This is a genomic window from Marisediminitalea sp., assembly GCF_984433645.1.
Window position 1 is genome coordinate 24,831 of record NZ_CFIDRX010000005.1, and the last position, 21,591, is coordinate 46,421.

Below are 21,591 nucleotides of genomic sequence, written 5' to 3' on the forward strand. Positions count from 1 at the left end.
GCTATTTTGATTCCGACACTGCCTGCAGTAACAATTGCTGCAGGCATTGTTTCTGTTTAGCCGACGTACCGTGCACGTCACACAAATGGATGTTGTGACCTTGCAGTAATCGTTTCAGCACACTTACCCGCATTTTTACGCTAACAAACTCCTGTTCTACTGTGTTCATAAACGTCCCCTTTCTATGGTCAATTAATGTAAAACTGGTGGTGTTTTAGCGGTGGCGCCTAATTTCAACCAATGCATCAGTTCCTGAATAATGTGCATCAGCCGGGGTTCATTGGCGTACATGGGCATGAGTGCCGCTAGCTGTTGCTGTGTATCGGTAATCACTGTTTGTGCGGTAGCATTCGTGCTTGTTGTCGTTTCTGCACAATTCGCTCGTGCACAGCGATCAACCGCGATGGCGGAGGCTGCAAAAAACACCAGGTCTTTTTGACTTTCGGCCGAATACTGATCCACGGGTCGCAATGCCAACAGTACTGACTGAGCCACTTCCCAAACCAGCTGATTGAAGGTAAACGCTTTTTGCAGATCGCCACTGCGTTGGTACGCACGGGCCTGTTTGCGAAGTGCTTGTCGTTCTTCTCGCGCATGTTCAGGGTGAAGTTGAAGCCATTTACGGTAAACCGGGCAGAGTAATTGTGTACGCATGCAGACCTCCTTTGCTGTGATTCGCTGCGTGATACAATTAATCTAATCTAAATGATAATTATTATCAATTGACAATTTGAGATAAATGTTGTCCTTAATCGAATTGCGTCTTTGATAAATGACTTGAGGGTTAGCTAAGCACCAGCCACAGGCCGGCGCACAAGACGGTAATACCCACCATGGCTTTGGTGCGGTACCGACGTATGAATTGCTCTGCCTGGTTGCCGAGCAGTTTTACCGCCAGCGCTAATCCGAAGTAACGGATAGACCGGGCAATAATGGTGGCTAGTAAGAACAGCGCTAAAGAATACTTGGTGGCTCCAGCGGCGAGCATGGCAATTTGAAACGGGATGGGCACAATGCCCAACGTCAGCACGAACCAAAACCCCTGAGACGCCATTTTCTGTTCTACACGCTCAAACTGAGCTTCGGTGCCAAACAGGTCTATCAATGCACTGCCTATGGCATCAAACAGAAAATAGCCCAGTGCATAGCCAAACAGGGCACCGATAATACAGCCAACGGTGGCCATTAACGCGATATGCCAGAGTTTATCGCGTTTGGCCTGCATTAATGGAATCAACACCGCTTCCAGAGGAATAGGCACAATGGTTGATTCTAAAAACGACGCGATGGTAATGCCCCGTAACATATGACGAGACTCCACCATGGCTTTGGTTTTTTGCTTTAATACCCGTTTGGCTTTTTTCACCGGAACAATCTACCTATTGTTTGTAAATCTTGCCGTCTTTCATTACAAACTGTACGTGCTCGAGCACGGAGATATCGGTCAGTGGATTACCTTTAACAGCAATAATATCAGCCAGTTTACCGGCTTCCAGTGTCCCGAGGGTCTCTTCAACGTCTAACAGTTTGGCAGTATTGACGGTTGCACTTAAAATAGCTTCTGCAGGCGGCATGCCAGCTTCTACCATCAGCGCAAATTCCTGCGCGTTGTCACCGTGAGCAGACACTCCGCTGTCTGTACCAAAGGCGATATTCACGCCGGCTTTATAGGCTTTACCAAACGTCGCCTGAATGAGTGGGCCGATAGCCGCGGCTTTCGGACGAACGATGTCGGGGAAATAACCATCGATTTTGGCTTTTTCTGCCACGAAATTGCCGGCTAGGATAGTCGGTACATAATAAGTACCGTGCTTCTTCATTAGCTTCATGACTTCTTTGTCCATGTAGGTACCGTGTTCAATAGAGGCAACACCGGCCTTAATCGCGCGGATCATGCCTTCTTTGCCATGGGCATGCACAGCGACCTTCATACCGTAGTCTCTGGCTGTCTCTACAATGGCGGTTAATTCGTCGTCCATAAACTGCGGGTTCTGCCCGCTTTTCGCCACACTTAACACTCCGCCTGTTGCCGTGATTTTAATGGTATCGGCACCGTCCTTGTATCGCTGTCTGATTGCCTGACGGGCTTCGTCAACGCCATTAATGACCCCTTGCTCTGGGCCAACGTGAGGGCTGATTCGCTTGGCCATACCATTTGTCGGATCCGCGTGACCGCCGGTGGTGGCAATCGATTTTGCTGCAGTATAAATGCGAGGTCCGGTGGCAATTCCGCGATTAATTGCATTACGCAACGCGACGGTTTCGTTGTAGCTGTCGCCCAGATTGCGCACCGTGGTAAAGCCCGCCATCAGCGTTTTCTCGGCATAGTGTGATGCCATTAATGCGTAGTCCGCTTCGTTCTGGGTAAAGCGTTTAAGGTACGACGATGTACCACCTTGCTGAAAGCTCAGGTGGACGTGCATGTCCATTAAGCCCGGTAATACCACGGAGTCAGACAAATCGACCAGGGTGTCGCCCTCGCCTACTGTGATATGCCCTTTTTCAACCCGGGTAATAGTATTGCCGTCTACCACAATGGAAATCGGGCCTGTCAGCTTTTCGCTGGTGCTGGTAAAGGCTTGTCCGGCATGAATGATAGTGGCTGCCTGAAGTAAGCCAACGGGCAGAAGCGCCGTCGTCAGGGCGAGTGTTTTTAACCAAGTTTTCATTATTGTTCTCGTTTGTTGTAGGTGGATACGTCTGCCTTTACCGATGTATCGCAATGACCATCAGGCAGGGATTAGAAATAACTCTATGTGAACTTCTGCAGATAGGCAAAACAGCCGGGATAGTTTTCGGCGGAATTAAGGCTTTTCAAGGTGAAATTGGTTATAAAAAGTACAGCATGGCATGGTCTTTCTTATTGAATTCAGCAATACTGGAATGACTCAATGAGAATAAGGAAGTAGTAACCATGGAAACGTCTGTTAAGCGCTTATCACCGCACTCTTTTGCGCTCCACACTGCGCTGGTCTTTGCCATTATAGCGCTGCTGTTCATACTGCCCATGACGTTGTTTATGAACGCCATGACGCCAAATATGCCAGACGGTTCAATGCCGGCAGCCATGTTTGGTGTTATGACTTTTGTTATGCCGGTGATGTATTTTGTATTTACCTATATTTTCGGTTTCCTGGGCGCGCTTATTTACAACCTGATCGCGAAGAAAACCGGCGGGATCCGTTGCCAGTTGGAAACGCTACCTGTCACTAATACAGAGGCCACCGAAGAGGTTTAACCTAAGTCACCAGTGGTTACGTTAAGGATTAATTGCAAGGAGGCAAATATGTCTGCACGTCGTACATTAATAAATATACCCATGCTCCTGAGCATGCTTTGGTTTGGTTTCGTGGGTGTTGCCCAGGCAAAATTACCCGATTGGGTTGAGTCTCCCACCCCCGACACCGATACGCATTTATACAGTGTCGGGTCGTCGGCTACATTGGATTTAGCAAAAAAAGCCGCGTTGGTCGAACTCGCCGGAAAAGTGAATAGCCGGGTGCAGCAGCTCTATCAATCGAAAGAGCGCGCGGTGAACGACCAGTATACCAGTTGGACTTCAGTCGACACCGAAGTAGAGATTGGGGAAACTGACCTTCGCTACTTTTATGTGAATCAAACTGAGCAAATTGGCAATGTATATTGGGTAGAACTGGTGCTCGATAAAACCAAGATGGCGCAGGATTTGGCCGCTCGTCTGACTTTAGAACATGACACCCTGCAAACCCAGATGAACGCATTAATGCAACAGTCGGTGTTTGTGCAGTTTCTGCAGGCAAAAGTCGCCACCGGCAACATTGCATCAGTGAAACAGCTCATTATTCAGCTGCAGTTTTTTCAGCAAGGCTTCGATGCCAACGCATACAGCGAACAATACAACGTCTATTTACAAACCATACAGCAAGCCGTGGCGGGCAATCAGGTGTACCTGGATGCTAGTCACGCACAACCTCAAGTCGCTGCCCTTGTTCGAAATTGGTTAGCAGAACAAGGCGTTAATCTGGCATCCTCTAAGACATCTGAAACTGACGTGCTCGTGGTCACTACAGAGGTCAGCGAATTTCAGGATAAACGCGATGCGTACAACGCAGAGATTGTCACTACCATCAGGGTCGACTCAGCCAAACAAGGGCAAATTGGCCATGTAACCCTGCAAACCAAAGGACGTGACTATAAACGAGCGGAACAGGCAATTGGCAAAGCGGTAAAAGCGTTAAAACTGCGAATTCAAAAACAGCATCCTGTCGAACTTTTAAATATTGTGGTGATGTAAACCGCGCCGCTTGTTAGCGTCTTATCTATTTCCCGGACTACCCATTAGACAGCCGGGCACTCAAGTCTTGCTTGTTATTTGGGGAGCGTTAAACATGGCGAGATTGTCTATCTCGTCTACTATTACACCGTGTTCATTAGCAATATCTGCAACGTTAACTTCAGCGCAAAAGAGGAATGACTATGAATAACGCGACTATCGGTGACACAAATGATTCGATGAAGAAATGCCCGGTGATGCACGGTGGGATGACCGCAACCGGGTCGACAGTCATGGACTGGTGGCCTGAAGCGCTGAATTTGGACATTCTTCATCAGCACGATACGAAAACAAACCCAATGGGGGAAGAGTTCAACTATCGGGAAGAAGTCAAAAAGCTGGATTTTAAAGCCCTGAAAGCAGATCTAATCGCGTTTATGACCGATTCTCAGTCATGGTGGCCTGCTGATTGGGGGCACTATGGCGGTTTAATGATCCGCATGTCGTGGCATGCTGCAGGTTCTTATCGGATTGCAGATGGACGTGGTGGGGCGTCAACAGGAAACCAGCGATTTGCACCACTCAACTCTTGGCCTGATAACGCCAACCTCGACAAAGCCAGGCGTTTACTGTGGCCTATCAAAAGAAAGTATGGCAACAGATTAAGTTGGGCTGACTTGTTTGTTTTAGCCGGAACGGTTGCTTATGAAAGTATGGGGCTCAAAACTTACGGTTTCGCATTTGGGCGTGAAGATATCTGGCATCCGGAAAAAGACGTGTACTGGGGAGCAGAAAAAGAGTGGCTGGCGCCCAGTGATGAACGCTATGAAAATGTTGACGAAGCCGAATCCATGGAAAACCCCCTCGCTGCGGTTCAAATGGGCCTGATTTACGTGAATCCGGAAGGCGTTAATGGCAAGCCTGACCCGTTGAAAACGGCAGCGCACGTGCGGGAGACCTTTGCCCGGATGGCGATGAATGACGAAGAAACCGTGGCACTGGCGGCGGGCGGTCACACGGTTGGTAAATGTCACGGTAATGGCAGCGCTGAGGCGTTAGGTCCAGAGCCTGAGGCTGCAGGCATTGAAGAGCAAGGTCTAGGCTGGATGAACCACGACAGCCGGAGTGTTGGGCGTGATACTGTTACCAGTGGAATCGAAGGAGCCTGGACCACACATCCGACAAAGTGGGACAACGGTTACTTCCACCTGTTACTCAATTATGAATGGGAACTAACCACATCCCCGGCGGGGGCAGAGCAATGGCAGCCAATAGGTATCAAAGAAGAAGATATGCCAGTGGATGTTGAAGACCCGTCGAAGCGCACTATGCCAGTTATGACAGATGCGGATATGGCGATGAAGATGGATCCGCAATACCGTGAAATTTCTGAACGATTCTATCGGGATCATGAATACTTCAGCGACGTATTTGCGCGAGCCTGGTTTAAGCTTACCCATCGTGACTTAGGCCCAAAGGTGAGGTATATCGGGCCTGAGGTGCCGGAAGAGTCTTTGATTTGGCAAGACCCAATTCCTGCTGGCACCACAGACTATGATGTTGATGCCCTGAAATCTAAAATTGCCAACGCCGGACTGTCGGTAGGTGAAATGGTCGCGACGGCCTGGGATAGTGCCCGTACGTTTCGTGGATCTGATTTACGCGGTGGCGCAAACGGCGCCAGAATTCGGCTGGCGCCGCAAAAAGACTGGCATGGAAACGAGCCTGAACGTCTTAACAAAGTCTTGAACGTACTGACTCCTCTTGCACAGGATGCAGGCGCCAGCCTGGCCGATACAATAGTATTGGCGGGTAACGTTGGTATAGAAAGAGCCATTGCTGCGGCTGGGTTTGATGTGCCAGTGACGTTCTCTCCCGGACGTGGTGATGCAACGGATGACATGACAGATGCGGAGTCATTTAAACCGCTCGAGCCACTGGCTGACGGCTATCGCAATTATTGGCAGAAAACGTATGCGGTGAAGCCTGAAGAGATGATGCTGGACAAAACGCAGCTGCTTGGACTAACGGCAAAAGAAATGACGGTATTAGTGGGCGGTATGCGAATGCTGGGAACCAATTTTGCCGGCACACAACATGGCGTTTTTACCAATAACGTCGGCGCATTAACAACGGACTTTTTTGTAACAGTGACCGACATGGCGTTAAGTTGGAAACCCGTTAGCGACAATCTTTATTCCGTGAGAAGCAGAGACACCGGGCAAGAAGTATTTACGGCTACGCGATTTGATCTTGTGTTTGGCTCAAATTCAGTATTACGTGCATACGCAGAGCTTTACGCACAGGACGATAATCGCGAGAAATTTGTCAAAGACTTCGTTGCGGCCTGGGTGAAAGTGATGGAAGCCGATCGCTTCGATTTAACCTGCTGAAGATACTGTGCGTTGAACTTGTAGTCCGCGGTGTTGCGGACTACATACTTCAGCGGTCTGACACCTTAACCCCAATCACTCACAGAGTTAAATTCTTCCGTTGCGTCTTTGTCCAATTCTAAATCCTGGCTGTTGGCGTACTCAATAAAAAACTGAGCGGTCGTCACCAGTTTCGGTAAGTGTTTTGGCATGCCTTTTAATACCAGGTTCAGCGTGTTTGTTGCTTCAACGTAGTCACCGCCTTTAGTGGCCATGTCCAGCGCGCCGCCGAGGCTGAATCCGCTGGATTTCGCGCCCTTGGCGTCTTTCTCTACCACCTCAATCAAGGTTTCACCGTCTTCTTTGATTTGATATGTCTTGTAGGTACCAAACAGGTAGGTTGATGCGCCCAGAATAAAGGCTTTTTGTTGGTCCGGCCCAATTTGCTGTGATGCCAATGTCTTTTTACGAATTTCTTCGCTGGCGCCGGCGGCATACTGGCGGTGCTTCTTAATTTCTTTCTTACTCATGCTGGTGCCGCTTTTTAGGATTTCACGCTCTTTCAGCAGGCTTTCCTTCGCTGATTTTAAATCCAGTGATTCTGCCAGACAGATATTAGCCTGGTTAATCGCCAGCGCTGCCAACACGTAGGACGTCATCACCTGATCCGACGCGGCCTTAACCTGCTTACTGGCGGCTCGCTCGGGTGTGTATCTGCCAATAAAATCGCGAATAACCGTGAGATCCAGGTCCGAGCTGGACGTGTTGGTAAGAAAGCTGTCTTTTGCCCATGGTGCAGGTTTTTTGTCACTTGAAAACAAACCTGCGTGAGCCGATGAAGCTGTAAATACAGAGGCGAATAACAACGATGCAATTAAATAACGGGACTTGTGCGTAACCATACTATTTCCTTCTAGATAGATTTAGAGCTAAGTTGACCAATTAAGCCGGATGCCATTTCCTGCGCGGCGAGTTTGAGAGCGTTATTTTTGGCGACTATTGGGGTGGGACCAAGGCCGAGATACTGAACGGGGCCAATCGAAGCCATTGTGGCGCCCCGGCGTTTAACAGAAAGAATTTTCGCGGTAACCGACACTGGGACTTTGTATAATCCCGTTAAGTCATCCGTTACATGTTCGTCCACGTCCAGGGTGCCAATTGCGAGATATTGAACGGGATCTTCGAGGCTCTTTAACCCGCGAATCGCGTCGCGCTTGGTTCCGGGCGTCAGATCGTCGCCTTGCTCGTAGTCCATCAGAAAGTTATTCACGTCCAATTGTCCGGCGGTATCTTCTTCCAGAAGTGCGGCTTCGATCACATAGTAATTTGCATCGGCAAAGACTTCGCCTACGGCAATATCAATCTCGCTGGTGGTAGTGGCTTGCCAGAGCGTTTTCGCGCGCTTGAAATCACCCGACGCGGTGTCTTTCGCTTCTGTTCGTGAAGCGAGTTCCCTGGCTACAAAAACAAACGTAATATACTGGTCTTCATCGTCCATGCTACCGTCTTTGGCTCTGCCAACGGCCGTCAGGTAATTCAGTAGTTTGGTGTCATTGATATCAACCCGAACAACCACCCGATACTGCTTAATGTCTTTGTTGTTGTCTTTTGATACAACCGCGCTGCTAAGCAGATACTCATCTATGTTTTCAGTAATGTCGTCTTTCGCCAGGGAAAAGTTACGCTCCTGGTACGGCTGAGAGGTTGCAATCCAGGTTTCAACGGCTTTTACCTTCGCCTGCAGAATGGCGTCTGCTTTTTCTTCGCTGTCCAGTCTGCCGGAATAGGTATAGGTAAACGTGCTTTTGCTTTCAACGGCATGCGTTGGAAGTGCACAACAGAGCGCTGCAAGTAACAGCATGAAAGAGGATTTGCGCAGTGATTTAAAGGCCATTTATGTGTTCACTCCATTTCCGAAAGGTATTGTAGGTGCGGCGCTTAAGTTGTGAGTGGTTGTCGAACCATTTTTTCTCTGGCGCAGAAAGTTGTTGGGCAAGATCGGATAAAACGGTTTCTAATGCGTCCTCATACGCCGCCCAATCATCAATATAGGTTTGCTTGTCGCTGACTAATTTAGCAACAGCCGCATGAAAGTAATCATCGAGCATAGCGTCACTGCGGGTGGCTTCTTTCGCGGTAAATTTCACCCGGCTGGCAAACAAGTGCTTATTCGGCTGTGCAATGTGTTTGAAATTGCTGATATCTACCGTAAATACGTAATCCGCCTCGGGTAACGTGAGAGTGTATACGTCGCCGTTAGCCATGCGACCGGCCATTTTATTGCCAATGGCATAGCCTTTTGTGTAGGGGATCATATTCAGCCCACCAAGGTGCGTTAACTGGGCTGTAAAGTACTGGCCGAATACCTGAGCTAGGGCATCGTGTTGGACGCGCTCCGGTACCAGAGGGCTGGCTTTATCGCCAATATTCACAGCATGTACTTTAAAGCGCAGCACGCCTTCTTTAGGTAGACCGAACTGTCTAATGTGGCCGGAGGCAACGGACAGCAGGCTATTATCCGCATTACTGGTGGGCTGATATAACGCCGTGAGGTTGTCAGTTCTTGCCTTATCGAGGGAGGCGTTGAGATTGATCACATCGTTGCGGGCAATATCAACGGGTATGCTGGCAATGAGGCGCATGGCCTGAAAGTCGAAAAACAGGACCTGGGCGCTAATTTCGGCAACGACTTTCCGGTAGTCCTCGAACGTCTCGATACTGATGGACTCACGTTCAATTGCCAGTGTCATAGCAATCGCTGGTCCGGATTTATAGTTGGCCAGGTTTCGCGACAACGAAAAAGGCAGTGTCGCTGATTGTGCTGATAACAGCTCAAAGAACGCTTTATCGAGCGCAGCTTGAGGCTGTTCAGGGGTCGCTTTATTTAGCGCTGTGGCAACCGGGTAATTGGTGTCTATGAATCGGTGATCGCCCAGAAACGACACACCGGCAAAATACACCACGGGCTTACTGGCATAAACCGGTGAGGCTATAAACCAGAAGGCAGCCAGCAATAACAAAAGTATGTTCTGTATTCTGGTCCGGCGTTGAAAATAATCCGGGAAGGACACGAATCCCTGTGTATACCGCACGTAACGCTCCCTGTACTTTGGCGGTGATCAGAGTTCTACTATGGCAAAGTCTGTACTTTAGTACAATATTTGATCAGCGTTTGGCGGGAAAATAAACAAAAAAAGCAGGTCTGATAACCTGCTTTTCGCTATTAGGGTAAACCGTGTTTACAGCGAGGAAAGTGCCTCACGCAATTCACGTAGTTTCGCTTTTATACGGCGCATGTTGTCAGGGCCTGTTCTAAGCAGTTGCTTTTGTGGCGAAGAAAGGCTTTCCAGGCGCTCATCGGCATACTTGTACATGACTGAGTCTGTATATACTTCCACAGGCATTTTCACTTCAGGCGTATCTAACAGCGTATCGATAGCGGTGATCATAACTTCGGTGAAAGACTGGTCCGGATCGCCAATTTCTGCATACTTGACCTGAATTTCATCCAGATACGTGGTGTACAGCTCAATGAGGTCGTCGTTACTCATGGACTCGAGCACGTCTACATACGGGGTGTAACGCTTGTAGCTTGCTGCATCAATCCACTCACGATCGGCCTGGGTGTATACCCGGAATTCCTGATCCGGCGGCGTTAACAGGCGGTGATTCGGTGCCATGTCGTCGTCGGCCAGATTGGTTGTTGTAACAACAAAGCGTTGCAGCAAGCCGTCGTTTACCATCAGTCGGCTCAGCATGGGAGAGCTGGCAATGGTTTCTAAAGCCGCTTTCACTGCGGTGTCGCTGATGTCCAGAGGTTCTGGCTCTGGCGCAGCTTCTGGCATTGGTTCGACTTCCTGGTTTGGATCGATTTCAACCGGCTCAGGTTGCGGTGCCGCTTCAAATACATCAGCCGGTTCAGGCTCAATCGTTTCTGGCTGAGCGATAGCCGGTGGCTCAATGGGTTTGGCTGGCTCTGGTGCTGGCTCGCTGGAAGGCCACAATAATACCGCCAGTAACACAATCACAACCACGCCAATGATGACGTAGGGTAACCAAGACTTTTGCTCGGAATTCTCGCTCATAGATATCTACCTTGATTTGATGGCTGCTAAAATCATACTACCAGAGTTATTGGCAATCCGCTGAAATTCAATGTCGTTTTTTTATTCTTTTTTCAAATCTCAACAATTACTGTTTTATTCAATAGCAGGCCCAGTCTCAAGAGTAAACCGTTAACAGGTACGATTTTTCAGACCATTTTGTATTTCATCCATTTGTAGTGGGTTGTCGTATTCAGTCAGGTAACTAGCGGGGAGTACCAACAATGTATAAGTTTTGGCGAAAAGATCTTGAGACTAACGAATGGGACATCGATGTACTGGAAGTCCAGTCGTTCGAAATGAATGTGTATTTGGTCCAGCTAACCAGTGGCAATAAAACCGGGTTGGTTTACGACGATTCCGACAAACCCATGCGGTTTTACAGCGCGGGTCATATCAGAGAGTTTTTTGCGCATTGCACGGTAGCAAAGTCTTACATGAAACATGAAACGCCTTACGACGAAATGATAGGCAATCCGCCAAAAGCCGAACACGCTATGGCGCTACCGTTTAGTATGGATATGCCCTATTAGTGCGCGTTAAAGCCATTTTTGAGCGGCTTGGCGCAAGTCCACTTGTGTGTCGAGCTGCTTAGCTAACAAATACAGGCCGCCTAGTTTTCTATGAATGAAAATGGCGTCGACGGGGGGGATATGCCAGAAATCTTCGTCGAAGTTGAGCTGCATACCCATCGCCTGAACCCGAGTGAGCAAATCGGTCTTACCAAAGTCATAGGGGCCATCGTGGTACAGAGACTCACAGGCCAGCTTTCCTAACGCAACAACCGTGGCTTGTTGCGATTCGCTGTGGTTGGACTGCATTAAGCCGATATCTAAAGCCGCTTGTGCAACGCCTGCCATGTCGTCATTTGCCATGGCCTGCAGCAATGCTAGGTAGCCTCTTGATATAACGTCTGGAATTTCACGACAAGCACCAAAGTCCAGTAAGGCCACGGTTTCGTCTTCCGCGATATAGCGGTAATTTGCCATGTTCGGGTCGCTTTGAATCAGGCGAAACGAAAAGACCTCCTCAAAAAACAAACTGAACAGTGCTGTCATAAGCTTATTGCGAACGGCCTGTGGTGCCTGCGCAAGCTCAGTAATAGGTTCGCTTTTAATGTGGGTCATCGCCAGCGTTGTTGCGGTGGTGAATTCATCGAAAACCTCGGGGACAACAAAGTCCGGATGTTCGCCCAATGCTTCGCGGTAGCGTTTCAGCATGTCGGCTTCACGCAGGTAGTTGGCTTCATCGTGCAGCTGGGCTTTGGCCTGACCTAATAAAGGCTTTATATCCAGTGAGCCGGGCAGCAAACCAGACAACTTTATAATACTCGCCACATTGTCTACATCGCTGTTAATGCTGTCGCCTATGCCTGGGTATTGCACTTTCATTGCCAGTGTCTCGCCGTCAAAAGTGATGGCTTTGTGAACCTGACCAATGGACGCCGCTGCAATGGGTGCGTAGGAAAAGTAGAGGAGTTTGTCTTGCCAGTCCTGTCCCAGGGCGCTATCTAACACAGCCTGAAGCTGCGCTTTGGGCATCGGGTCTGCGTCTTCGCGCAGTCGCGCCAGAATGGCACTGAGTTCCGGCGGCAGCAACTCTCCGCCGTCCATTGAAATGAGCTGACCCAACTTCATGGCGGCGCCGCGCAGGGTCGCCAGTTGGTCGGTAATGCGTTGAATATTTTTAGGCGTGAGGACTAAGTCTGAAAGTGCCGGGCGTTGGCCCGACAACAATTTTGCTGCACCTTGCGACACCACACTACCGGCAATTTTTCCCGCCAGCGAGCCAATTCGCGTCATGCGCGAAAGTCGGGAGCTAGGAATAGGCCGGGACTTCGGTGTGTCGTTCATGTCCTTCTAAACGAATTGCGAGATCATTTGGATCAGCATACCGATGCCGCTGCCGATTGCAAAGCCTATCCAGCCGTTGCGTTCGTTATATCGGGCCAGTGCGGCAGCAAATATCCCGCACCACAACATGGGGCCGTAAACGGCAATTACAGAGCCGCCCATGCCAGAATTGGGTAAGAACATCATTACCACAATGGTTAGCGCCATAGCGCCAGAGAGGTACACCCACAATACATTCTTTTTCTTGTTTTCAGGTGCGTCGGCGGGTTGTTGGGTATCAGTCATTATTTCGTGCCCTTTTTTAACCAGCATAATGACGTAATCAAGGGGACGGGGTCAATTGCGACCTTGGTCTGAATCGTAAAAGTGTGCGTGAATGCGGTGAATTCGTGTTAGGAAAGTCTGCTGCGTAGCCGGTGTGAACACCCGCTGCGCAGCAATAAGCAATGAAATGCGTAGTTAAAAGTGCATTTCCAGTAGGGCGACGTTGTCGGTAAAGGTTAAGGTTTTCAGATTGCCCTTCCCTTCAACGTTTAACGTGTTTACCTGACTTGGCCAGATATCCCGCAGTGCGTCATGGCGAACCTTGAGCCCTTCCAATGACGGTGGCTGGTCGGTTTCCTGATACACCCAAAAGTACTTGCCCTCTGTTTCGAATCCAATCAGCGAGAGCCCTAAGGGGTCGCCGGCGGCATTCAACAGTGAGAAGCGCTCAGACACGTAAGCGGCGAATTCCGCCTGAGTAGACTGGTCGTCCAGTATGTCAGCGGTTTTCTTAAACAGCATTTTAACGGCGTGTTCAGCATCGTGCAGGTTAAACCGGTGCATCACCTCAATGTTTTCTGTTCTCGGGTTGAACAGCACTGTCGTGATGGCCGCTTTTTGCTGGTGCGCCGCAGCTTGTGCACTTATTACGCATAACAGCAGGGCACAAAGCCCTGCTTTAACAACCTCGGTAACGCGCGAGAGGTTAGTTGTCATCGCCTTCCTTCTTATCGTCTTCACTGTCTTTGTCAGTCTTCAGCTCGGTTTTGATGTCGTGCATGATATCACGACGCACTTTCGCTGAGCTTGGCTTAGACTTATACGCTTCAATACGTGAAGGGATGATTTGACGAGGGTAGTGGTTGTTTTCCACGTCAACGTCAGCGGTTTCCCAATACGGGTCAACGGTTACACTGACCAGTTCTTTGTCTTTGTCAGTCACTACCAGCTTGCTAACCGCTTTAGGCGTACGACGCCAGATTTCTGCCGGAATACGCAGTTCTTCGGTGGTACCGTCGGCGTAAGTCATTTCCAGAATGATCGGCATAACCAGACCGCCCAGATTTGAGAACTCCATTACGTAGTAATTTTTGTCTTCTTTCACCGCGCGTTCGAACGCTTTGCGCTCCCAAGGATCCAGTTTGTCTAACCAGCTCTTATAGCTGTTGCGCTCTTTGTTAGTAACGGTGAACTGATCGTTCTCGTCGTAGAAGTCGGTAATGTCAGGATAACGGTCTACCCACAGTTCTTTACCTTCTGCTTTGTTGCGCTCAACTGTCAGTGACTTAGGCTTGTCCTGTTCAACCTGACGTTCGCGGGCGAAATCGATATCTGGGTCTTTAGTATCTAAACGCAGTTTGTACACTTTGTCGATTGAGATATCTACGTGGTCAGTGGTGTAGAACCAGCCACGCCAGAACCAGTCCAGATCAACCCCTGAGGCTTCTTCCATAGTGCGGAAGAAATCAGCAGGCGTAGGACGTTTAAACTTCCAACGCTGCGCGTATTCTTTGAATGCAAAGTCAAACAGCTCACGGCCCAGAATGGTTTCACGCAGAATATTCAGTGCTACCGCTGGCTTGGTGTAGGCATTCGGGCCTAGACGCAGTACCGAGTCAGATTGGGTCATAATTGGCACCTGAGTCTGTGACTTCATGTAGCCAACAACGTCACGCGGCTCGACACCCCATGGAATGTCCGGATCCCATTCACGACCAGCAACACCGTCCAGGAAGCTGTTCAGACCTTCGTCCATCCAGGTCCACTGACGCTCGTCAGAGTTTACGGTCATTGGGAAGTAGATGTGACCTACTTCGTGAATGACAACGCCAATCAGGAAGCGTTTTTCTGCCAATGAATAAGTACGAGAACCGTCATCACGCAATTCTGTACGCGGGCCGTTGAAGGTGATCATGGGGTATTCCATGCCGCCTACCGGACCGTTAACCGATTGTGCAACCGGATAAGGGTAATCAAACGAGAAACGCGAATACACTTCCATGGTGTGAATGATCGACTCGGTTGAGTACTTCTTCCACAGGTCGCCACCTTCTTTCGGATAGAAAGACATCGCCATAACCAAAGGCTGTTCTTTACCGCCCTGGTGATAACCACGCGCATCCCACATAAATTTACGTGAAGAGGCCCAGGCAAAGTCACGCACATTTTCTGCTTCGAAATGCCAGGTCTTGGTTTTATCCGTGCCTTCTTTTTCGTTTTCCAGTGCTTCTTCTTCCGTCACGATGAACACAGTACGCTCTGCGTCTTTCGCCTCTTCCAGACGCTTGCGTTGCTCGCTGGTCAGGACGGATTTAGGGTTTTGTAGTACACCGGTAGACGACACAATGTGGTCGGCAGGTACGGTGATTTCAACGTCGTAGTTACCAAATTCAAGGGTAAACTCACCACGGCCGATGAACTCTTTGTTGGTCCAAGCTTCGTAGTCGGTGTAAGCCGCTAAACGAGGGAACCACTGGGCTAACAAGAAGATGTCGTTGCCGCCTTCGCGCTCGTCATCCGGGAAATGCTCGTAGCCGGCACGGGCAGATACCGCATCTTCTTCAACAATGTTAAAGCCAAAGTCGATATTCAGTTCGGTCTTTTTACCCGGCTTCAGTGGTGATGCCAGGTCTACACGCATCAGGGTGCCAACGATCACATAGTGCAGGTCTTTGCCGCTGCCATCAGTGACTTTCTTGATTTGATAGCCCAGCTCGTGATCTTCAACAAACTGTTGACGACGGATAGCACCCATAGACAGTTTCGCGGGTGAGCTAGCGCTTGGCGCTGACGTTGCAGGGCCTCGGTTACCAATACCACCAAAGTTTTCGCTCAGCGCCGACAGTGAGTCAGGACGGAATTTGTTTTGATCCAGCTGAATCCACAAATATTTTAGCGTATCCGGGGAGTTGTTCTGGTAAGTGATTTCTTCAGAAGCGTCAATACGGCGTTTGGCTTCGTCCAGGGTTACGTCAATCTCGTAATCGACCTTTTGCTGCCAGTACTGGTGGCCCGGCTCGCCTGCTGCGTTACGGTATACGTTTGGAGTCGGTAATACTTCATCCAACTGGCGGAATTTGTCTTCGAAGTCCCCTTTCGTCTGTTTAATGGCAGCATAGGCTGACACTGAGCAAGTCAGCATAGACAGTACCGGCATTAACCAGATCAACTTGGGCATACGATTGCTCATGTGTGATCCTTAGTCGTTATGACGCTTAGTTATTATGATAAACAAGTAGTGTAATTCTAATGTGTTAAAAATTGCCAGCCGTTTGCCGTAAAATGCATCAGCCTTAACGCAAAGCCTGCTATACAAGGCATAACGATACTGTTTTTTGTTTGTTTTATGGGCGCTTTGTAATATTCTTGAAAGCCCGTTAATTTCTTTGTCTTCATGCTAATGAGTGGGTTTTCCTGGCAGCGTGCCGTAATTAAAATTGGCAGTGCGCTGATCGCGCCCGATGGCCAGCAATGCAGTGGCCGTTATATTCTTCCTATCGCGCGTTTTATTACTTCTGCCCGTGAGGCAGGGAAAGAGGTTATTTTAGTGTCTTCCGGCAGTGTCGCTGCGGGCAGAGCGAAAGTACCAATTCAGCACCCGGCGTCTATTTCAGAGAAGCAGGCTATGGCCGCGATTGGCCAGATGTACATGATGGCCAATTGGCAGCGTTTTTTCGATTTCCCGTGCGCTCAGGTATTGCTTACCTATGACGATCTGCACGACCGTACCCGTTACGTAAATATCAAGAACACCATCCGTGAATTGTTGAATCACCAGGCTTTGCCGGTAGTGAATGAAAACGACACGGTCGCGGTGAATGAATTAAAAGTAGGCGACAACGACAATCTGGCCGCATATACCGCACTGGTAGCAGGCGCAGATACGCTAATCATTTGTTCTGACATAGACGGACTTTACACCGCAGATCCACGCAAAGACACGACTGCTACGCTTATCCCCGTAGTAGAAGAAATCACCGCGCACACCTACAGCATTGCCGGCGGCGCTGGCACATCGGTAGGTACCGGCGGCATGCGAACCAAAATTGAGGCCGCTGATAAGTGTGCCCGCAGTGGCATTCAGACCCTGATCGTAAACGGACGCAACGGCCATGTTTTTGATGATCTACAGGAAGGGAACATCCCCGGTACGTTGTTCAAAGCCAAACAGTCACCGAAAACCGCACGGCGACTTTGGTTGGAACACACCCTGAAAACCCGTGGGAAAATTTTTGTTGATCAGGGTGCAGAAAAAGCCTTGGTGTCTAAAGGCGCCTCTTTATTGCCATCGGGTATAACCGAAGTAAGTGGTCACTTTGAGTCTGGTGATGCAATTGAAATAGTGAGTCAGGATAAGTCCCTGGCCAAGGGCCTGGCGCTATACAGTGCCCAGGAACTGAAAATGATCAAAGGTGAGAAAAGCCAGCGTATCCGGGACATTCTTGGCTACGATAACGGCGAAGTTGTGGTCCACCGCGACGATCTGGTGTTATTGAAATAAGGAGCACACCATGAGCTTTTCGATACGACGAGCTGCCAAAGACGCTAAACATGCCGCCCGTCAGGTTGCTCGCCTGAGCCCGGAGCAAAAGCGTGAAGTGCTGCATGAAATCAGCCAGCACCTGATTCAGCAAACCCAGAATATTCTGTCGGCGAACCAGCTGGATCTGGAACACGCCAAAGACATTCATTTAGATGCCGCTATGGTCGACAGATTAACTCTGACAGAAGACCGGGTAATGGCCATTGCCAATGCCGTGGCATCGATTGCCGAGCAGGATGATCCGGTGGGTGAAATCAGTCAGATGAAGACTATGCCGAGTGGTATTCAGGTTGGCAAAATGCGAATCCCGCTAGGCGTAGTGGCGATGATCTACGAATCGCGTCCAAACGTGACGGTAGATGCCGCTGCTCTGTGTTTTAAAGCGGGCAATGCAGTTATTTTGCGCGGCGGTAAAGAAGCGCTGCATTCTAATCTGGCATTGGCGGCGTGCTTGCATCATGTGCTGCGCAAACATGACATAGACGCTGCAGCCGTGACGGTTGTCCCTGATCCGGATCGCGCGATTATGAATACCCTCATGACCCTGAAAGACGATGTGGATCTGATTATTCCGCGCGGTGGTGAAGGCCTGATTCAGTACGTGAGTGAGCGCAGTCAAATCCCGGTTATCCAACACTACAAAGGCGTATGCCACTTGTATGTCGATCAGTATGCCGATATCGAACAAGCCCTGGCCTTGCTGGAAAACGGCAAAACCCAGCGTACTGGCGTGTGTAATGCGTTGGAAACCTGTCTGGTTCATAAAGCCGTCGCAGATGAATTTTTGCCACGTGCCGCCGCCATGCTAAAAAGCCACAACACCATGATCCACGCCTGTGACTCTTCAATCAGTCATTTCAGTGATGCGGTAAGTGCAACGAATGCCGACTGGCAGGCTGAATACCTGGCAATGGAGATAGCCGTGCGTGTGGTAGACAGCTACGAAGATGCGGTGGACCACATTACGCAATATGGCTCGGGTCATACCGAAGTGATTGCCACGCAGCACTACGCGACGGCCAATGCCTTTATACGCGATGTAAATTCAGCGGTTGTCATGGTAAATGCGTCTTCGCGCTTCTCTGATGGCGGTGAACTGGGTCTGGGCGCAGAAATTGGGATCTCCACCAGCAAGCTGCACGCCTATGGCCCTATGGGCGCTGAGTCACTGACTACCGAGAAATTTGTGGTGCTGGGTAACGGACAAACCCGAAAATAAGTATTGATTACACTTTGCCCGTAGCGACCGCGTGTACAACGCGGTAAGCTGTAACCATCATTGAAGGATGAGACGAAAAATGACGGATATAACCCCTTCGCTGAATGACTATCCCTATGCGGTAACCCTGCCGACACGCTGGCAGGACAATGATGTCTATGGCAATGTGAATAACGTGGTGTTCTACAGCTTTTTTGACACCGCAGTAAACCGTTTTCTGGCTGATGAAGCGGGTATGGATTTCAGACACAGCCCGGTGATTGCGCATGTAGTTAGTTCGCAGTGCCAGTTTATTTCAAATATTTCCTACCCGGAAGATGTCGAAGTGGGCGTACGCGTTGCTAAAATTGGCCGTAGCTCGGTGACTTATGGTGTGTCTATTTACGCGGGTACTAATCAGCGTCGCGTGGCTCACGGGCAGTTTGTGCAGGTATTTGTCGATCGCACGACGAATCGTGTTGTACAAATTCCACCGCGCATCAAGAGCGCATTAGAACGGATCATCGAAGCCCTGTGATGCAGGTTGTTATATTAGATGGCGATTCGTTAGGCCGGGACGCCGATTTGTCGGCGTTACACTCGTTACCCGTGTCTGTTACCTATTACCCCTCAACAACGGCAGCAGAAACAGCTTCGCGGATAGCGAATGCCGATATTATTCTGGTTAACAAGGTTGTACTCAGCGCTGAGGTGCTAGAGCAGGCCCCTCGCTGCCGCTACATCGGTATTCTGGCAACCGGCATGAATAATGTCGATTTGGACTACTGCAAACAACGTGGGATTACCGTCAATAATGTTGCTGGCTACGGTACCGACTCGGTGGCCCAGCATACATTAATGCTGATGTTGAACCTGGCCACGTCAGCGTTAGCGACTATGCGTCAGGTACAACAGGGCGAATGGTCGCAATCGCCGTTTTTCTGTTTACTCGACAACCCAGTTATCGAATTGGCTGGAAAGCATCTGGTCATCGTGGGTTATGGCACACTTGGGCAACGTGTAGCCGAACTGGCAAAGGCATTCGGTATGCGGGTGTCTGTTGCCGCGAGGCCTGGCACTCAGCACGCTTCGCGCAGACCATTAGATGAATTATTGCCTGAGGCCGATGTGGTGAGTTTGCACTGTCAGCTTAGCGACGATACGGCAGAAATGATCAATGCCGAACGGCTTGCGCTAATGAAGCCCGGTGCGTTTCTGGTTAATACCGCCAGGGGTGGTTTGATTGATGAACAGGCATTGCTGACCGCACTTACCCAAAATCAGATTGGCGGCGCAGCATTGGACACCCTGAGTGTCGAGCCTCCACCAGCAGACCATCCACTGCTTAATGCGCAGCTTCCGAACTTGTTGATCACCCCACACAGTGCCTGGTCGGCAAAAGAAGCCCGCCAGCGCTTAATTGCGCTGGCCGTGAACAAACTCTCTGCATTTCTGGACAGCGAATAAGCCAGGTGCAGCTTGCGTAACGCTACTGGCGACTGAGTTTTTTTAGCTCTTCGTTCAGGTCGTAAGCAGGCTCAGTCACTATGGCTTCCAGTACCGCAATACGCTCCTTTAACGCAGCAATTTCAGCATCTTTCGCATCGGACTTTGTTTTTTCTGGCGCTGCCGACTGGTGTTTAAACGGGTTTACACTCTCACCCGAAAACCAGGCGCTTAACTGCCAGCGGTACTTCGCATCGAGGTAATGGCAAATCAGGCTGAGTACGAGTAACGCAGACACAAGTGCAACAATGTGAAATGGGGTCATGGTCGTTTCCTTTAAAATGGCGTTTATATTTCACTAGTCGTCAAAGAAATAAAAAAATTACAACGAACTGTAATTTTTTTTGCGCAAGCGTGACTATAAGCAATACCTAGACTCATCAACGAACACTCAGGACGGTTAGTGCAAGCGGATTTTAAGGACATCCTCAACCAGCATCAGGCTTTATTAAGTCGTGTTGCTGCGAGCTATGAGGCGAATGAAGCCTTGCAGCAGGAATTGTTGCAGGAGATCGCACTGGCCGTGTGGCAAGGACTGACGCGTTTCAATGGCGAGGCTTCACTGAAAACCTATATCCTGAAAATTGCCCATAACCGGGCCGTTACCCATGTCTGTAAAGAGGTCAAAAAGCAGGAAGAGTCTGGTCACGACAATATGGCGTGGGAATTCGCCCAGGGTAACGAGAACGCTGAGCCACATGCGGTGGCGGAACAGCAAGGCAATATCGAGCAATTACTGATTGCCGTGCGTGCTTTACCTGTGGCCATGCGTCAGGTGTTAACGCTTACGCTGGAAGGCCTTAGTTATCTGGAAATCGCTGAAGTATGCGGGATAACCAAAAATCATGTAGGGGTGTTATTGCAGCGTGCAAAAATACAGCTACAACAGGAGCTTAAACATGTCTGATACGTCAGCAGATTTATCGGCACTGTGGCAACAGCAGCCTACCAACCACATTGATATGCAGGATCTAACCCGCCGGTTAAAGCGCCAGCAACGCGCTCAGCGACTCTATTTGGTATTGGATATGTTGGGCTTAGTGCCGGCAATTTGGGTGCTGATAGCAACCTGGGATGAGCTGTCGTCTTTGCTGGCTGGCTGCGTGATCACCTTAGTGGCGGTGACGTTTGTGTTTTATTTGTATATCGCCTGGTTGCGACGCCATGCTGCTTTGGCTACGTTCGGGGATACGTCTCACTATGTCGATACGCTAAAAAAACAGCTGCTGAACAACCATAAAATTGCCCGCCTGACCTTCCACTCCTGCTGGATGTCTGGTGTCGCGCTTGTCGCTATTCTGGGCATGATGGCGGTGTTTGAAGACTACACACTGGACAACCTGAGACGCAGTGTCTGGGTGCTGGTATTAATTGTTTCCGGCTTGGTTGGCACTGGCGTTTGGGCGCACAAGCGCGCGAAACGGTTCCATCGTGAATACTTACACCTCGCGGATTTAGGCAACAAGGGGAATACGGCCGGGTAGCCTAAACAAAGTCCTG

The 21,591-nt window shown here is 49.7% G+C and carries 23 protein-coding genes; 10 read left to right on the plus strand and 13 right to left on the minus strand.

The window, feature by feature from the left end; translation table 11 throughout:
* Nucleotide 1: 1 nt before the first annotated feature.
* From AC4MRN_RS01535 to AC4MRN_RS01550, 4 genes are all read right to left on the minus strand, one after another.
* Nucleotides 2-169, minus strand: coding sequence for a hypothetical protein (locus AC4MRN_RS01535; protein ID WP_174237820.1), 168 nt, complete (start codon nt 167-169; stop codon nt 2-4).
* 23 nt (nt 170-192) lie between these two features.
* Nucleotides 193-654 (minus strand): hypothetical protein, encoded by a 462-nt coding sequence (locus AC4MRN_RS01540; protein WP_491202302.1) that lies wholly within the window; start codon nt 652-654, stop codon nt 193-195.
* Between the two features lie 130 nt (nt 655-784).
* On the minus strand, nt 785-1,324 hold the full coding sequence (locus tag AC4MRN_RS01545) for a YqaA family protein (protein ID WP_073318753.1): 540 nt from the start codon (nt 1,322-1,324) through the stop codon (nt 785-787).
* Between the two features lie 55 nt (nt 1,325-1,379).
* Nucleotides 1,380-2,669, minus strand: coding sequence for a metal-dependent hydrolase family protein (locus AC4MRN_RS01550; RefSeq protein WP_491202303.1), 1,290 nt, complete (start codon nt 2,667-2,669; stop codon nt 1,380-1,382).
* Nucleotides 2,670-2,914: 245 nt separating this feature from the next.
* Here AC4MRN_RS01550 and AC4MRN_RS01555 point away from each other — a divergent pair, with 245 nt between their 5' ends.
* The 3 genes from AC4MRN_RS01555 to katG all read left to right on the plus strand — a co-directional run bounded on the left by AC4MRN_RS01555 (nt 2,915) and on the right by katG (nt 6,645).
* On the plus strand, nt 2,915-3,238 hold the full coding sequence (locus AC4MRN_RS01555; protein WP_491202304.1) for a hypothetical protein: 324 nt from the start codon (nt 2,915-2,917) through the stop codon (nt 3,236-3,238).
* A 48-nt stretch (nt 3,239-3,286) separates the two neighbouring features.
* On the plus strand, nt 3,287-4,273 hold the full coding sequence (locus AC4MRN_RS01560; RefSeq protein WP_491202305.1) for an LPP20 family lipoprotein: 987 nt from the start codon (nt 3,287-3,289) through the stop codon (nt 4,271-4,273).
* Between the two features lie 182 nt (nt 4,274-4,455).
* Nucleotides 4,456-6,645 (plus strand): catalase/peroxidase HPI, encoded by a 2,190-nt coding sequence (katG, locus tag AC4MRN_RS01565; protein ID WP_491202306.1) that lies wholly within the window; start codon nt 4,456-4,458, stop codon nt 6,643-6,645.
* A 65-nt stretch (nt 6,646-6,710) separates the two neighbouring features.
* Here the strand turns inward: katG and AC4MRN_RS01570 are convergent, their stop codons facing one another.
* From AC4MRN_RS01570 to AC4MRN_RS01585, 4 genes are all read right to left on the minus strand, one after another.
* Nucleotides 6,711-7,526: a hypothetical protein gene (locus tag AC4MRN_RS01570; RefSeq protein ID WP_491202307.1), complete on the minus strand. Its 816-nt coding sequence runs from the start codon at nt 7,524-7,526 to the stop codon at nt 6,711-6,713.
* Between the two features lie 11 nt (nt 7,527-7,537).
* On the minus strand, nt 7,538-8,518 hold the full coding sequence (locus tag AC4MRN_RS01575; protein ID WP_491202308.1) for a hypothetical protein: 981 nt from the start codon (nt 8,516-8,518) through the stop codon (nt 7,538-7,540).
* Nucleotides 8,508-9,716: a hypothetical protein gene (locus AC4MRN_RS01580; RefSeq protein WP_491202309.1), complete on the minus strand. Its 1,209-nt coding sequence runs from the start codon at nt 9,714-9,716 to the stop codon at nt 8,508-8,510. Before AC4MRN_RS01580 ends, AC4MRN_RS01575 begins: the two co-directional genes overlap by 11 nt.
* 147 nt (nt 9,717-9,863) lie before the next feature.
* The gene (locus AC4MRN_RS01585; protein ID WP_073318251.1) at nt 9,864-10,709 is read right to left on the minus strand and encodes a DUF3014 domain-containing protein; all 846 of its coding nucleotides are present in this window, start codon (nt 10,707-10,709) and stop codon (nt 9,864-9,866) included.
* A gap of 242 nt (nt 10,710-10,951) precedes the next feature.
* On the opposite strand from AC4MRN_RS01585, the gene AC4MRN_RS01590 reads away from it, so the two are divergent.
* A complete protein-coding gene (locus AC4MRN_RS01590) occupies nt 10,952-11,260 on the plus strand; it encodes a DUF6482 family protein (protein ID WP_073318248.1) in 309 nt (102 codons plus the stop codon).
* 6 nt (nt 11,261-11,266) lie between these two features.
* On the opposite strand, the gene AC4MRN_RS01595 is transcribed toward AC4MRN_RS01590, so the two are convergent.
* The 4 genes from AC4MRN_RS01595 to AC4MRN_RS01610 form a co-directional block, all read right to left on the minus strand.
* On the minus strand, nt 11,267-12,580 hold the full coding sequence (locus AC4MRN_RS01595) for an ABC1 kinase family protein (RefSeq protein ID WP_491202310.1): 1,314 nt from the start codon (nt 12,578-12,580) through the stop codon (nt 11,267-11,269).
* Nucleotides 12,581-12,586: 6 nt separating this feature from the next.
* On the minus strand, nt 12,587-12,865 hold the full coding sequence (locus tag AC4MRN_RS01600) for a hypothetical protein (protein ID WP_155016467.1): 279 nt from the start codon (nt 12,863-12,865) through the stop codon (nt 12,587-12,589).
* Nucleotides 12,866-13,039: 174 nt separating this feature from the next.
* Nucleotides 13,040-13,561, minus strand: coding sequence for a DUF6702 family protein (locus AC4MRN_RS01605; RefSeq protein ID WP_491202311.1), 522 nt, complete (start codon nt 13,559-13,561; stop codon nt 13,040-13,042).
* On the minus strand, nt 13,551-16,022 hold the full coding sequence (locus AC4MRN_RS01610; RefSeq protein WP_139241501.1) for a M1 family metallopeptidase: 2,472 nt from the start codon (nt 16,020-16,022) through the stop codon (nt 13,551-13,553). Before AC4MRN_RS01610 ends, AC4MRN_RS01605 begins: the two co-directional genes overlap by 11 nt.
* A 222-nt stretch (nt 16,023-16,244) precedes the next feature.
* On the opposite strand from AC4MRN_RS01610, the gene proB reads away from it, so the two are divergent.
* The 4 genes from proB (at nt 16,245) to AC4MRN_RS01630 (ending at nt 20,052) form a co-directional block, all read left to right on the plus strand.
* Nucleotides 16,245-17,345: a glutamate 5-kinase gene (proB, locus tag AC4MRN_RS01615; protein ID WP_073318748.1), complete on the plus strand. Its 1,101-nt coding sequence runs from the start codon at nt 16,245-16,247 to the stop codon at nt 17,343-17,345.
* A gap of 10 nt (nt 17,346-17,355) precedes the next feature.
* Nucleotides 17,356-18,606 (plus strand): glutamate-5-semialdehyde dehydrogenase, encoded by a 1,251-nt coding sequence (locus AC4MRN_RS01620; protein ID WP_491202312.1) that lies wholly within the window; start codon nt 17,356-17,358, stop codon nt 18,604-18,606.
* 79 nt (nt 18,607-18,685) lie between these two features.
* A complete protein-coding gene (locus AC4MRN_RS01625; RefSeq protein ID WP_073318232.1) occupies nt 18,686-19,123 on the plus strand; it encodes an acyl-CoA thioesterase in 438 nt (145 codons plus the stop codon).
* The gene (locus AC4MRN_RS01630; protein WP_491202321.1) at nt 19,123-20,052 is read left to right on the plus strand and encodes a D-2-hydroxyacid dehydrogenase; all 930 of its coding nucleotides are present in this window, start codon (nt 19,123-19,125) and stop codon (nt 20,050-20,052) included. The genes AC4MRN_RS01625 and AC4MRN_RS01630 overlap by 1 nt, the downstream gene beginning before the upstream one ends.
* Nucleotides 20,053-20,074: 22 nt before the next feature.
* Here the strand turns inward: AC4MRN_RS01630 and AC4MRN_RS01635 are convergent, their stop codons facing one another.
* The gene (locus AC4MRN_RS01635) at nt 20,075-20,356 is read right to left on the minus strand and encodes a hypothetical protein (RefSeq protein WP_370240358.1); all 282 of its coding nucleotides are present in this window, start codon (nt 20,354-20,356) and stop codon (nt 20,075-20,077) included.
* Between the two features lie 138 nt (nt 20,357-20,494).
* On the opposite strand from AC4MRN_RS01635, the gene AC4MRN_RS01640 reads away from it, so the two are divergent.
* A complete protein-coding gene (locus AC4MRN_RS01640; RefSeq protein WP_491202313.1) occupies nt 20,495-20,998 on the plus strand; it encodes an RNA polymerase sigma factor in 504 nt (167 codons plus the stop codon).
* The gene (locus tag AC4MRN_RS01645) at nt 20,991-21,575 is read left to right on the plus strand and encodes a hypothetical protein (protein ID WP_491202314.1); all 585 of its coding nucleotides are present in this window, start codon (nt 20,991-20,993) and stop codon (nt 21,573-21,575) included. The genes AC4MRN_RS01640 and AC4MRN_RS01645 overlap by 8 nt, the downstream gene beginning before the upstream one ends.
* The last annotated feature ends 16 nt before the right edge of the window (nt 21,576-21,591 follow it).